The organism is Cryobacterium sp. Y82 (genome assembly GCF_002929495.1).
Lineage (GTDB): Bacteria > Actinomycetota > Actinomycetes > Actinomycetales > Microbacteriaceae > Cryobacterium > Cryobacterium serini.
In genome coordinates this window covers 110,623-123,826 of the sequence record NZ_PJJJ01000030.1, presented here as the reverse complement: position 1 = coordinate 123,826, position 13,204 = coordinate 110,623, and the positions used below count along the sequence as shown (strand labels likewise).

General features: G+C 60.7%; 13 protein-coding genes. 7 read left to right on the top strand and 6 right to left on the bottom strand.

Annotated features, from left to right (window positions below; all coding sequences use genetic code 11):
- The first annotated feature begins 8 nt into the window (after positions 1-8).
- The 7 genes from rnpA to CXY70_RS07635 all read left to right on the top strand — a co-directional run bounded on the left by rnpA (position 9) and on the right by CXY70_RS07635 (position 4,999).
- Positions 9-386, top strand: a complete 378-nt coding sequence (rnpA, locus tag CXY70_RS07665) for a ribonuclease P protein component (RefSeq protein WP_104191785.1) — start codon at positions 9-11, stop codon at positions 384-386.
- On the top strand, positions 383-694 hold the full coding sequence (gene yidD, locus CXY70_RS07660; protein ID WP_104191784.1) for a membrane protein insertion efficiency factor YidD: 312 nt from the start codon (positions 383-385) through the stop codon (positions 692-694). Before rnpA ends, yidD begins: the two co-directional genes overlap by 4 nt.
- Before the next feature lie 8 nt (positions 695-702).
- Entirely contained in the window at positions 703-1,677 is a 975-nt protein-coding gene (gene yidC, locus CXY70_RS07655; protein WP_104191783.1) for a membrane protein insertase YidC, read from the top strand.
- A 140-nt stretch (positions 1,678-1,817) separates the two neighbouring features.
- Positions 1,818-2,285 (top strand): R3H domain-containing nucleic acid-binding protein, encoded by a 468-nt coding sequence (locus CXY70_RS07650; protein WP_233205822.1) that lies wholly within the window; start codon positions 1,818-1,820, stop codon positions 2,283-2,285.
- 68 nt (positions 2,286-2,353) lie between these two features.
- Positions 2,354-3,007 (top strand): 16S rRNA (guanine(527)-N(7))-methyltransferase RsmG, encoded by a 654-nt coding sequence (gene rsmG, locus CXY70_RS07645; RefSeq protein WP_104191782.1) that lies wholly within the window; start codon positions 2,354-2,356, stop codon positions 3,005-3,007.
- Positions 3,008-3,083: 76 nt separating this feature from the next.
- Positions 3,084-4,037, top strand: coding sequence for a ParA family protein (locus tag CXY70_RS07640; RefSeq protein ID WP_104191781.1), 954 nt, complete (start codon positions 3,084-3,086; stop codon positions 4,035-4,037).
- Entirely contained in the window at positions 4,037-4,999 is a 963-nt protein-coding gene (locus CXY70_RS07635) for a ParB/RepB/Spo0J family partition protein (protein WP_104191780.1), read from the top strand. Before CXY70_RS07640 ends, CXY70_RS07635 begins: the two co-directional genes overlap by 1 nt.
- 268 nt (positions 5,000-5,267) lie before the next feature.
- Here CXY70_RS07635 and CXY70_RS07630 read toward each other — a convergent pair whose 3' ends face one another.
- The 6 genes from CXY70_RS07630 to CXY70_RS07605 all read right to left on the bottom strand — a co-directional run bounded on the left by CXY70_RS07630 (position 5,268) and on the right by CXY70_RS07605 (position 13,167).
- Positions 5,268-6,224, bottom strand: a complete 957-nt coding sequence (locus CXY70_RS07630) for a D-alanine--D-alanine ligase (protein ID WP_104191779.1) — start codon at positions 6,222-6,224, stop codon at positions 5,268-5,270.
- A gap of 42 nt (positions 6,225-6,266) precedes the next feature.
- The gene (locus tag CXY70_RS07625; protein WP_369852195.1) at positions 6,267-7,631 is read right to left on the bottom strand and encodes a PLP-dependent aminotransferase family protein; all 1,365 of its coding nucleotides are present in this window, start codon (positions 7,629-7,631) and stop codon (positions 6,267-6,269) included.
- A 104-nt stretch (positions 7,632-7,735) separates the two neighbouring features.
- The gene (gene trxA, locus CXY70_RS07620) at positions 7,736-8,059 is read right to left on the bottom strand and encodes a thioredoxin (RefSeq protein ID WP_104128743.1); all 324 of its coding nucleotides are present in this window, start codon (positions 8,057-8,059) and stop codon (positions 7,736-7,738) included.
- Between the two features lie 10 nt (positions 8,060-8,069).
- A complete protein-coding gene (gene trxB, locus CXY70_RS07615; RefSeq protein WP_104191778.1) occupies positions 8,070-9,041 on the bottom strand; it encodes a thioredoxin-disulfide reductase in 972 nt (323 codons plus the stop codon).
- Positions 9,042-9,230: 189 nt separating this feature from the next.
- Positions 9,231-10,856 carry a murein biosynthesis integral membrane protein MurJ gene (gene murJ, locus CXY70_RS07610; protein WP_104191777.1) on the bottom strand — a complete coding sequence of 542 codons (1,626 nt, stop codon included), beginning with the start codon at positions 10,854-10,856 and terminating at the stop codon, positions 9,231-9,233.
- On the bottom strand, positions 10,849-13,167 hold the full coding sequence (locus tag CXY70_RS07605; RefSeq protein ID WP_255412023.1) for a DUF6049 family protein: 2,319 nt from the start codon (positions 13,165-13,167) through the stop codon (positions 10,849-10,851). The genes murJ and CXY70_RS07605 overlap by 8 nt, the downstream gene beginning before the upstream one ends.
- Positions 13,168-13,204 lie beyond the last annotated feature (37 nt).

The window sequence follows — 13,204 nt, the reverse complement described above, 5'->3', positions numbered from 1 at the left end:
AGGTTCTCGTGCTCGCTCACGTAAATCGCATCACGAGCGGCAGTGACTATCAAGGCATCGTTCGGCGCGGTGTGCGGATCGTCGATGCGCACACCGTTCTTTATGTACGAGTGAGTGCTGAGATTCATTCTGGTGCCGCCGGTGTTCCGGTTCGTTTCGGCTTTATCGTCGCGAAGAATGTGGGTAACGCTGTGAAGCGCAATCTCGTTCGACGCCGCCTCAAGGCGGTGACGTTCGAACTGCTCTGGCTGGTTCCGGCGGGCACGGACGTTGTAATCCGCGCTTTGCCGGCAGCGCGCGATGTCGACTGGCAGACGCTGCGCGATGAAGTTCACCGTTCCCTCTCCCGCCCGCACCCAGCGCGAAAGCGGAGTGTGGGCCGATGAACCAAGTAATCGCGACGATTATCCTGGTACCCCGCAACGTGGGTGTCGTAGTTCTTCGGGCGTATCGCGCCGTGATTTCTCCGTTCTACGGAGATGTGTGCCGGTTCTACCCGTCTTGTTCGGCCTACGCGCTGGGGGCTGTACAGGAACACGGACTAGCGTGGGGCTGCGCCCTTGCTGCCCGCAGACTGAGCCACTGTCATCCGTGGTCTGAAGGTGGCATTGATGATGTACCTCTCAAAAAGAAGCGTCGCTTTCGTGTGACGTCGTTCGGTTTTATCGTCGCACCTAGCCACGGAAAGGGCTAACCCACAGTATGGACCTCATAGGTACGATTCTCTGGCCTCTGAAATGGGTGGTCGAGCTACTGCTCGTCGCCTTCCACTGGCTTTTTTCCAGCTTGGGTATGGGTTACAACGACGGTCTCACCTGGGTGTTGTCTATCGTCGGCCTCGTACTGGTGGTGCGTGCGGCCCTCATTCCTATCTTCGTACGGCAGATCAAGAGCCAGCGTAAGATGCTCGAGGTCGCCCCTCAACTCAAAAAGATCCAGGACAAGTACAAGGGCAAGAAAGACCAGTTCTCGCGCGAGGCCATGTCCCGCGAGACCATGGCCATGTACAAGAAGACCGGTACCAACCCGCTGAGCTCGTGTTTGCCGCTGCTCCTGCAGATGCCGATCTTTTTCGCCCTGTTTTCGGTGCTCAATGATGCCCAGCGCTCGACCCGCGGTGTCGGCCCCCTCAACCAGAGCCTTGCCGAGAGCTTCGGCAACGCCACACTGTTTGGCAATGCGCCGCTGCACGATACCTTTGCCTCCCAGTGGTCGCTGTGGACTGCCGGTGACCCATTCAATGGCACCGTCATGATCATCGCGGCCACAATGGTCGTGCTGATGACCGCCTCGCAGTTCATCACCCAGTTGCAGATCGTTTCCAAGAACATGTCGCCTGAGACCAAGGCGAGCCCCATGTTCAAGCAGCAGCGCATCATGCTCTACCTGCTCCCCCTCGTCTTCGCTTTCTCTGGTGTTGCATTCCCGCTCGGCGTCATGTTCTACTGGCTCACCTCAAACTTCTGGACCATGATTCAGCAGTTCCTGGTCATCCGAAACATGCCCACGCCCGGCAGTGAAGCCGCCAAGGCTCGGGAAGAGCGTCTGGCGCGTAAAGGCAAGCTCATCGCGACTGACGGTGACATCATTGTGGTTGAGGAGCCCGCCAAGCCCGTTCAGCGGCAGCAGCCGGTCGGTAAGGCCCGTGCGAAAAAACAAAACGGCCCGAAAAAATAGTGGAGATCATCGTGACGGACAAAACCGGCCTCAACGAAGTGGATACTGTCACTGTTGACAGTGCAGTTGTCATTGCCACCGACACGACAACAGATCCCTCCCCCGCCGTTCCGGAACCCGGGAGCGTTACCGAGACACCCCTGACGACCGATCAGCTCGAGCGTGAAGGTGACATTGCTGCGGACTATATCGAGGAGTTCCTTGATATCTGCGACCTGGACGGCGACATTGACATTGATGCGCGCAATGGTCGGGCCTACTTAGCGGTCAAAGCGTCAGAGGCTGACAGTCTGCGTGTACTTTCCAAGCCGGAAACGGTCAACGCCCTGCAGGAACTGACTCGCCTCGCGGTGCAGAATAAAACGGGTTCTTTTTCGCGGCTGATCTTGGATATCGGCGGATCCCGTGAAGCGCGCGAAGCCGAACTCGCCGCCCTTGTGACCCGGGCTATTGAGCGGATTGTGGGTGGTGCGACCGAAGCGGACCTGCCGGCCATGTCATCTTACGAGCGCAAACTGGTACACGACATCGTCGCGGCCAGTGGTGGTTACCGGTCGGAGTCGTCCGGTGAGGGCCGCGACCGACACACCGTCATTACCGCGGCGTAGTCTCGTTGGTCATGTCGCAATCTGTCACGCCGGACCCGAAACGTACCGCGGGAAACATGCCTGAATCGATGGCGGCATCAGGAAGCACGGGCGATCCGGTTGCCGTAGAGATTGAACCGCCAACGGCGGTCGACCTTCTGGGGCCACAGGTCGATGTCATGAGGGCCTTTGTCACGAATTTAGCTGATCAGGGCGAAATTTTGGGGCTAATTGGTCCACTGGAACTGCCACGTCTGTGGTCTCGGCACATTCTCAATTGCGCCGTCGTGGCGCCCCTTTTGCGTCCGGGGCTCGTGGGTGACGTTGGCTCCGGCGCCGGCCTTCCCGGTCTCGTGCTGGCTATCGCCCGGCCCGACGTGGATTTCGTGCTGATCGAACCGATGGAACGTCGAGTCGCGTGGTTGAATAACCAGGTTGCGGCCCTACGCCTGTTGAATGTGACCGTGGTGCGTGCGCGCGCCGAAGAAACACGCCTGGCGCATCCGCTTGATCAAGTGACTGCTCGAGCGGTGAGTGCCTTGAGTAAGTTGTTACCATTGACCGCTCCCCTGTTGCGCAGCGGCGGTGAGCTCATCCTCATGAAAGGTGAGGGGGCGCAGCGTGAGATTGAAGCAGCGGCCAAACCGATTCGCAAGTATCGCCTGCGTGATGTTCGGGTTATTACCCTCGGTGCTGGTGTGCTGCCCGAGGTTACCCGAGTCATCAGAGCTACAGTGGAGTAGTCCCGAATGACGCTGAATTTCATGTTCGGGGGTCCCTTTCAGGTGGCTCATCAACCGTCGAGCGTAAAGGTTTCACGTGAAACATCCTGCTGAAGATCAGCACAACGGCAAGGCGGCAGGGTTCGACGGTACAACGCCGCTGGCCCGAGAAATTGCGGAACTCACGCGTCGTCGCCAGGTCATCGCTGCTGGAGATCTGCCGAAACCCGAGAACACGCGTGTGTTGACGATCTCCAACCAGAAGGGCGGGGTCGGTAAGACTACGACCGCAGTCAACCTGGCCGCCGCGTTGGCTCGCCAGGGAGCACGTGTCTTGGTCATCGACCTCGACCCGCAGGGCAACGCATCTACGGCCCTAGGCGTTGAACACCGTGCTGAGACGCCGAGCGTCTACGACGTCATCATTAACGACATGCCCATGGACGAGGTCGTACAGAAGAGCCCCGAATTTGGTGCGTTGTTCTGTGTTCCCGCGACGATCCACCTTGCCGGTGCCGAGATTGAACTGGTCTCACTCGTCGCGCGTGAGCAGCGCCTTCGCCGTGCACTCGACCTCTACCTGGCTGAGGTGGTCGAGCCGTATGATTATGTTTTTATTGACTGCCCGCCGTCACTTGGGCTACTGACCATCAACGCTTTCGTCGCCGCACGCGAGGTACTTATCCCCATCCAGTGCGAGTATTACGCACTCGAGGGACTGAGTCAGCTGCTCAAGAACATCGCTCTAATCGAGAAACACCTCAATCCCGACCTCGTCGTCTCGACCATTTTGCTCACGATGTACGACAGTCGCACCAATCTGGCAACCCAGGTTGCGAAGGAAGTGCGCGATCATTTCCCCGACGAGGTGCTCAATACTGCAATTCCACGCTCTGTGCGCGTTTCTGAGGCCCCAAGCTATGGCCAGAGTGTCGTCAGCTACGATCTCAACTCGGCAGGATCGCTCTCCTACCTGGAAGCAGCCGCAGAAATGGCCCATCGTGGGGCGCCACGAGCGGAAAATACTTCTCAAACGAAAGAACAGCACTAATGGCGAAAAGAACCGGCCTTGGCCGCGGTATCGGCGCACTCATCCCGGTGCAGGACGATGCCTCCGCTCCGCGCCCGGTCGATGTGTTCTTTCCGCGGGGTGTGACCAGTGCAGCGGATGCCCCCCCCGAAGCTGTCCCTGACGTTCCGCTGATAGCTGGCGCCCGACTGGCGCACCTGAATCCGCAAAACATCGTTCCTAACCGTGCGCAGCCGCGTACTATCTTCGATGAAGATGACCTTGCTGAACTTGTGCACAGCATTCGTGAAGTCGGGGTGTTGCAACCCATCGTTGTTCGCCCATTATCCGATGAACCGGGCAAGTATGAGCTTGTTATGGGTGAGCGGCGTTTGCGAGCCACGAAGTTGGTTGGGCTTGACACCATTCCGGCAGTGGTGCGTGAGACCGCAGACGTCGATATGTTGCGTGACGCATTGCTGGAGAACCTGCACCGCGCCCAGCTGAATCCACTGGAAGAAGCCTCCGCTTATCAGCAGTTGCTTGCGGACTTCGGTATAACCCAGGAGGAATTAGCCAAGCGCATTGGTCGATCTCGTCCGCAAATCACGAACACCTTGCGACTGCTAAAACTACCGGAACCGGTTCAGTTGCGCGTTGCCGCTGGTGTACTTTCGGCCGGTCATGCGCGCGCGATTCTGTCGGTGGGCGACCCGGCCGGCATGCTGCGTCTGGCCGACAAAATTGTCGAGGAAGACCTATCCGTTCGTGCGGCCGAAGCGACTGCGATTGCCGTTCCGAGGGTAGTAAAGGCGAAACCACTGCCGGGTCGACGCCAGGGGCATCTTGATGAGATCGCAGAGCACCTCGGAGATCGGCTCGACACTCGCGTGAAAATCAATCTGGGAGCTAGAAAAGGCCAGATCACGGTGGATTTCGCGACTATCGGTGACTTGAACCGTATTCTGACGGTCCTCGGAGAGCCGGGTTTCAGCGCAAATTAGTCGGAGGGTCTGTCTGCGCGACGTTTCACGTGAAACGGTCCATGACGGGCGTGGCACGTCAAATGTTCCGGGGTGCGTGCCGGGTCCGTCCGCAGAAATCAATATTTTCTGGCCGCTCTTGTGGCAGCTCGGGCTTTCCTGTGGCGGCTTAGCAGGCGCCTTGCCACGTTTCACGTGAAACAGGCCTGTCCATGGGGGAGGTGTGGTGTTTCACGTGAAACGGGATGTGCGAGTAAGGGAAGCTGCGATGTTTCACGTGAAACCAGGCTTATTGAGTGACTAGGGCGTTCGTTGCCAGCGCGGAATAGGTGGCGCCGAGGGTGTGTCGGTCGGCCTCGATAGCCTGGGGAACCAAGGATGTTTCGGTGAGGCCGGGGAGCACGTTGGCCTCGAGAAACCAAGGCGTGCCGGCGGCATCGACAATGAGGTCGACTCTGCTTAGGTGGCGCAGCCCCAGAAGAGTGTGTATGGCCACCGCTGCGGCGGCGACGGTCACTGCAACATCGTCAGAGAGACGGGCAGGCGTGTAGAAATCGGTCTCACCAGCGTTATAGCGAGCCTCGAAGCTGTATACGCCGTCGAGGGGAACGATTTCCACGATCGGCAGTGCCGCGGGACCATCTCCGGTGTCGAGTACGGCGACAGTGACCTCGGCCCCGTCGATGTAGGCCTCAACCAACGCGGTGTCGGCGTAGGTGTACGCGTCGACCATGGCGCGCGGCAGGTCGGCGGGGGTGCGCACAATCGTCACGCCCTGTGACGAGCCGCCCTGGGCAGGCTTGACGACGAGCGGCAGACCGATCGCCCTCACTAAATGCTCAAGCACGCTCGTGGCCCCGAGATCGCGGAAAGTTTCGGTCGACAGTGCAATTGCTGGGGGAGTTGCGAAGCCAGCCCGAAGCACCAGCTCTTTGGCGATGGCCTTGTTCCAGGCCAGAGCGGCCGCGGGGCCGCGCGAACCGACAAATGGAATTCCGGTGGTTTCCAGCAGGGACAGAAGGGCGCCATCTTCTCCCGTGGCGCCGTGCAGGGTGGGCCAGATAAGGTCTGGGGCCAGTTCCGCCAGGGTGCTCAGTAAGTTGGCGCCAGGGTCAAGCACGGTGACGGAGTGGCCTTCGTCGGTGAGGGCATCCGCTACCCGCCGCCCCGATCGCAGTGACACGTCACGCTCATGGGAGATGCCACCGGCCAGCACGATGATTCTAAGTGCGGATAATTCGCTCATGATCAGGTTTTTTCCTTGCTGAGTGTCGGTAGTAATGCGCAATTAAGAGATATTTGCCGGTGGGCCACCGAAACGCTGATGGTGAATGCCCGGCCGGTCGGGGGCAGCGCCGAGCGGCCCTGTGCCGGCAAAAGTGTCGAGTAGGTCGAGTTCGCCACGAATCACAGTAGCTAGACGACGTATGCCAAGTCGAATACTTTCGGGGGTGGGATAGCAGAAGGCGAGACGCAGGTTCTGGCGCCCATCTCCGTCCGCGTAGAACGCGGTACCGGGTGTGTACGCAACTAGTTCCTTGACCGCACGGGGAAGCATGGCCTTGGAATCGAGTCGTTCAGGCAGGGTGACCCAAACGTAAAATCCACCGGTTGGATTGGTCCAGCTCAGGTCCGGCAAAAACTCATCCAGGGCGGCCAGCATGGCATTCTTCCGCTCGTGGTACACGCCGCGAAACGTGTTGATTTGCGCTTTCCAGTCGGTCGTGGCCAGGTATTCTGAAATGATCATCTGGGTGAGGGAGCTGGGGGAGAGCACGGCCGCCTCGTTGGCAAGCACGAGTTTCTCGCGAATTGCATGCGGGGCGAGCGCCCAACCAACTCGAAAACCAGGCGCGAGCGTCTTCGAGAAGGTGCCCAGGTAGACGACGCCGTCGCGCTCGAGCGAGCGAATGGCATCCGGTGCTGGCTTATCGAAGTACAGCAGGCCGTAGGGGTTGTCCTCAAGCACCAGGATATTGTTCGATCGGCAAATCTCGAGAATCTCCAGGCGCCGCTGCCAGCTGAGGGTGACCCCGGCGGGATTGTGAAAACTGGGGATCGTGTACAGAAACTTGATGGTTCGTCCGGCGGCCTTCAAGGCAGCGATGTGCTCGATCAGAGCGGCCGGGATCAGACCGTTCTCGTCCATCGGGACATGGTCAACCTCGGCCTGGTATGACTTGAAGATGACCATAGCGGTGACGTAACTCGGGCCTTCGGAGAGAACGACGTCGCCAGGGTTCAAAAAGAGCTTGCTCACGAGCTCGAGGGCATGCTGGGAACCGGTCGTCACGACTACGTCATCGGCGTTGGCCTTGATGCCTTCGAGGGCCATGACGTCGAGAATTTGTTCACGGAGCAAGGGAAATCCCTGACCAGAGCCGTATTGTAGGGCGGTAGCACCTTTCTGGTGCATGACGCGGTCCATTGCATCAATGACGAGGTCCTGCGGCAGGGCAGCGACGTATGGCATGCCGCCGGCTAGTGAAACCACTTCGGGACGTGAGGCCACAGCGAAGAGTGCGCGCACCTCGGAGGCCTTGAGCCCAGAGGCTCGGTCGGCGTAGTGGTGGTACCACGGGTCGAGATTATTGCTGCCCTGCGCAGTAGTTGTCTGCACAGCGCCGGTCTGGGGGGAACCCTGAATTGTCACGTCACATCCGTTCTGCTGTCTTCCTTATCGTATGGGGTGGCACCGGGCACGAAAAAACCCGCTCGGCTGATGCCGGACGGGTTTGATCGCGTGTGAACTACTGGTTAGACGAGGAAGTCGGCCAGGTCCTTCTCGAGCTGCGGCTTCGGCTTGGCGCCGATGACGGTCTTGACGACCTCACCCTTCTGGAAGACCTTCATCGCGGGGATGGAGGTGATCTGATACTTAGCGGCCAGAGCTGGGTGCTCGTCGACATTGAGCTTGACAATGTCGAGCTTGTCGGCGTTCTCGGTTGCAATCTGGTCGAGGATCGGGCTGACAGCGCGGCAGGGGCCACACCACTCGGCCCAGAAATCCACCAGGACGGTCTTTTCGTTGTTGATGACTTCTTGTTCGAAGTTGGCTTCGGTCACGGATCGTGCGGTCATGAAATACTCCTTAGTTGACTGTTGTGAGTTCGGGGTCGCCGGTCTGGGCCAGCAAGGCGGGGGGAAGGGTGCTGAGGTAGTGCTCCGCGTCGAGAGCGGCCGCGCAGCCGGAACCAGCCGCAGTGATGGCCTGACGGTAGCTGGAATCGATTACGTCACCGGCTGCAAACACGCCAGCCTGGCTCGTAAGCGATGATCGGCCCGCCACGGCAATGGTGCCTTCCGGGGTGAGATCGAGTTGCTTGTGCACGAGGTGCGTGCGCGGATCATTGCCGATTGCTACAAACACTCCGCCAACGGGCAGGCCGGTCTCGGTTCCGGAGACAGTGTCGCGCAGGATTAGACCGTCAACGGCGTCGATGCCGGATATACCGACGACCTCGGAATTCCAGATGAACTCGATCTTGTCGTTTGCGAAGGCACGTTCCTGCATGATCTTTGACGCGCGCAATTCGCCCTTGCGGTGAATGACGTGCACCTTCGAGGCGAACCGGGTGAGGAAGGTAGCTTCTTCCATGGCGGAGTCGCCACCGCCGATCACGGCGATTTCTTTGCCTTTGAAGAAGAAACCGTCGCAGGTGGCGCACCAAGAGACGCCACGGCCGGAGAGACGTTCTTCATCGCTGAGGCCGAGCTTGCGGTAGGCGGAACCGGTGGCGAAAATGACGGTGAGCGCCTGCTCGACGTCACCGTTACCGAGGACGACCGTCTTGACGGGTCCTGACAGGTCAACAGATTCGACGTCGTCGTAGACGACCTCGGTGCCGAAGCGTTCTGCCTGTTCCTGCATTTTGGTCATCAGGTCGGGGCCCTGAACGCCTTCTGGGAAGCCAGGAAAGTTCTCGACGTCGGTGGTATTCATCAATTCACCGCCGGCCTCGACCGAACTGGCAATCAGAAGCGGTTTGAGGTTGGCCCTGGCGGCGTAAATCGCCGCCGTGTAGCCGGCCGGTCCGGAACCGATAATGATGATCTGACGCACGCGCACACTCCTTGCAGTGGTGGGCGAGACGAGCAATATCCCGCCTCACGTTTCGATACAACACATCCTAATCGGCTGCTATTCCATGGCCTCCCAGCTTGGAGGTGCGGCGCAGTCTCGGGAAGCGATCGGGAAAACCGGGCGAAGCCTTCATCCTGGCGCTGTGGGCAGCTGCGTCCGCCGCGGTGGTTAGCGGCGCAATCGATCACGCAGGGGCGTCAGGAACGCTGTGAGCTCGTCGCTGCGCATGAGCAGCAGCAGGCCGAAGTAGCTCGCGGCCATAATCACACCGGTCAGAGCCATGGAGACCATGGCCGTAAGTCTCGAGGACACCGCGAAGCCACCCTCGACACCGGCCCCCAGAATCACCATAAGGGTCAGGCCCGCAGCCAGGGGCATGATGACCGCGACCAGATATTTCACGAGGCTGCGCAAAATGCGACGCCCGTCGATACCGTGCATTCGACGGCGCAGGAGCAGGGCAGCCAGAATGGCCTGCAGCGTGCCGGTCACGGTGATAGAACCGGCGATGCCCACGGCAATCCAGTCTGTCGGCAGCCACGCGCAGGCCAGCACGGCGCAGATCAGCAGACCAACCTGAAACAGGGTGAAAAAGAACGGTGTGCGTGTGTCGCCGAGGGCATAGAAAGTGCGCTGCAGAACGAACAGTACGCAGAACGGCACGAGCCCCAGAACAAACGCGATGATGACGTTGCCAATGGATTGAACCTGGTCGAATGGTGCCACGAAGACGGCAGCTACGGGGTAGGCACAGACGGCGATTACGGCCGCAGCGAGCACGATTACCAGCGACGTTCCCCGAATCGCGCTCGAGGCATCCGTTTTGACCAGAGTCCAATTACCCAGTGAGGCGTGTTCGCTCATGCGGGTGAAGTATGCCGTCGCGACCGACACGGTGATCACCGAGTGCGGCAGCATGAAGATCAGCCAAGCGGTCGCGAGCACGGCAACGGATGCTTCACCGTGCGCGCGGGTGACGACCTGCGTTTCGACGATTCCCGCGAAGGTCGTGAGCAGAAGCATGCCGAAGGTCCAGCTCGCCATTTTGCCCGCGGCCCCGAGACCGACGCCGCGAAAGTGAAAGTCCGGGCGATAGCGCAAACCGATGCGACGCCAGAAATACAACAGCACGACGGACTGGGTGATCACGCCGAGGGTGGCGCTGCCTCCCAGCACAGCGACCATGGCCGATGTGATCTCGGCAGCCGATCGATCACCGGTAGGGTCCGCGCTGAACAGCGTTGCGAAAACGACTAGGCCGGCGATGGCTACGACGTTGTTGAGCACCGGCACCCAGGTGAACGGTCCGAAGGATTTGCGGGCGTTGAGGACTTCGCCCAGCAGCGTGTAGAGGCCGTAGAAGAACATTTGCGGAAGGCACCAGTAGGCAAATGCCACGGCCAGTGCCTTTTCGTTCTCGGGCAGGTTCAGGCCGATGAATCTCGTTATCAGCGGGGCCAACAGGGTAGCCGCGAGCGTCGCCGCCAACAGTACGAGCAGGGCTAGCGTGAGCAGCTTGTTGATGTACGCAGTGCCGCCGTCGGCGTGCAGGCTGGCACGAACGATCTGCGGAACCAGAACGGCCGTCAGTATTCCGCCGGCCACGATCACATAGATGGTATTCGGCAGCTGATTGGCGATCGCGAAGGTGTCAGCAGTGGCGCCGAACTGGCCGATTATGGCGGCCAGCACAATGACCTTCACGAAGCCGAGAATGCGCGACACGATCGTGCCGGAGGCCAGGAAAGCGCTGGCTCGACCGATTCCGCCGTTGCCGGTCGCGGTGTCAGACATCGGATTCCGCCTCAGCTAACACATCTCTGCCGGGAGTAGCGGATGCCTCACCGGCGCGTTCCCGGCGTCGGCGCACGATGTTCCGCCAGATGCCGAAACCGAAGAAGCCGACGACAAGGATCGCGAAGATGCTCGCACCGACTCCTTCCCAGTCGGCGCGCACGCTCACGTCAATGGGGGCTGGCTGGCCCAGCGGAGTGCCGTTCAGGGTGAACAGGGTGACTCGCAAGACGACGTCGCCGTTACCGACGGCGGCGCTGAGTGGCACGGAAACCGCTTGTGAAGAGTTGGGCTGAATGATGGTCTCGAGGGTGTCACCGACAATGAGTCGACCGTTGGAGGGCACAATCTTGGCGCGCACGGTGACGGCTTGGTCCAGGGCATTGTCGAGCGTGATGCGGAGGTCAACCTTGCTGCCCACCACAATAATTGGTCCGCGGGTGGTGACAGTCACGGCGTGAATCAGGTCGAAGGAGGCAGCCAGGCTCGCTCCGACCTGCTCAGCCCAGGCCGACGTCTGCGAAGCCCAGGTCGTGTCGAGAAGGGCCAGCACATTCAGTCGTGCCGGAGCGGTGAACGCGAGGGGATCAGCCAAAATGGTGGCGAATTCAGAGATCGCCGCCTCGCGATCCAACAGGGATCGGGCGAGTGCGACCCGGTTGCTGTCAATTGCCCGGTCTTGAAAGGTCACCGTGGTGGCCGGGGCAGACTCCAAGGCTGACTGCAGGGGAGCCGCGTTCGACCAAGCCGTAGAATCGAGCGCCGCGAGGGTCTGACTGACCCGGGTGGCACTGGCCGGGCTACTGCGATCGAAGGTGACCAACATCGTGCGTGCCGAATTGGGGTTCTCCGCAGACACGATCGCCAAAAGCGCAGCAGCCTCGGAGACGTTAACCCGCCACTCGTCCTCGGACGTCGCCGCGGCGGCGGCCCGGATGGCGGCCGAGAGCACGGAGTCACTGACGAGGGCCAGCCCGCCCGGAAGGGCGAACGCTGCATTAGGGGTGAAGACGTCGGATTGCTCGACGTTGCCGCTGGAGAGGATAGTCGTCGTCTGGCCGCTCGCGGCAAACACGTCGAGGTCGGTGCGCGCAACACCCCCGGCGACCGGCCAGCCGATCGCGGTGCTCGTGTAATCCCACGCCAACAGGTCGCTGGTCGACGGAATGACCGTTGCGCCGGGTTCCAACGCGGGAGTCGGGGTGGGCGTTGGCGATGGGGCAGTTTCGGCTCCGGCGCGAGAGGTGATGCTGGGCACAGCGGTCGGGCTGGTCGTGGGCTCAGGGATAGGTGTGGCCGGCGGTACGACAAACAGACTGGCATCAATTGCCGCCGAGAAAGAGGTCGGCGTGAGTAGCGTCGTGGCTCCGGCCTGCGCTTGCAACGCGATATCGGCATCCGCATAGCCGAGCGGAAAGATGTCGTTACTGGTCCCAGCCAGACGGTCGAGCCAGGCCACGGCCGATGCCGGAGCCTTGGTGCCGAGCACGCGAATCGAGGCGATAATCTGCGGATCAAGGGCGATCGCTGCCGTTGGGGTCTCTATGGCGGCATCCAATTGGCGAGAGAGCAGACCGACCGAGCTCGTGTACGACTCGAGCGCCTTCAGGGTGATCAGCCCGGTCGTGCTTTCCGGGGTCGTGATCGGCAGGATGGAAGCGAGCCCGACCGGGGTGATCGCGCTGCCCTGTGACCAGACAAATGTGCCACGGCCCTCTGCCTGAATCGCGTCACCCACGCTGAGTATCGCGGTGATTCCACGCGATCCCCACGCGTTTCGGTCGCTCAATCCCACGGCCTCGGCCGAAACCGTGATGCTGAGGTTTGTACTGGCCCGAGCCGGAATAACTTCCGTCGTTGGTACGCTCACCAGCTGGTCGCCAGAATTTGTGTTCGCATCGGGTCGCAGCCAGCCATCGAGCGCAGCTCGCGTGGTCAGCGCCAGCTGCGCGAGGTACACATCGACGCGGCCGATCGGAATGCCAGCGTCCGTGTTGTTGTGCACGGTCACCGTAAGAACCAGATCCTGGCCCGGCGACAATTGCGGCGAAGTGGTCGGAGATACGGTGACGCTGATGGTGTCTTCGGGGGTTGTGGCGCTCGTGACCGTACTGTTCTCCGTAGCGGCCTGGGACAAGGGCAAAGAGAATAGGGGTGCAAAAATCAGGGACGCCAGGGTTAGGAATCCCAACAGAAACGCCGTGATTGGTCGCAATCGTCGATGACGCAACACGCTCCCGGCCGGGGGCACGGCAGCGCACGCGGCAACCGGGAACGCGGGCCGATGCGCGGGATCTGACTCGGCCACCATAAGGGGATTCTACGGCGTACCAGCGTAGAGCCGCCTG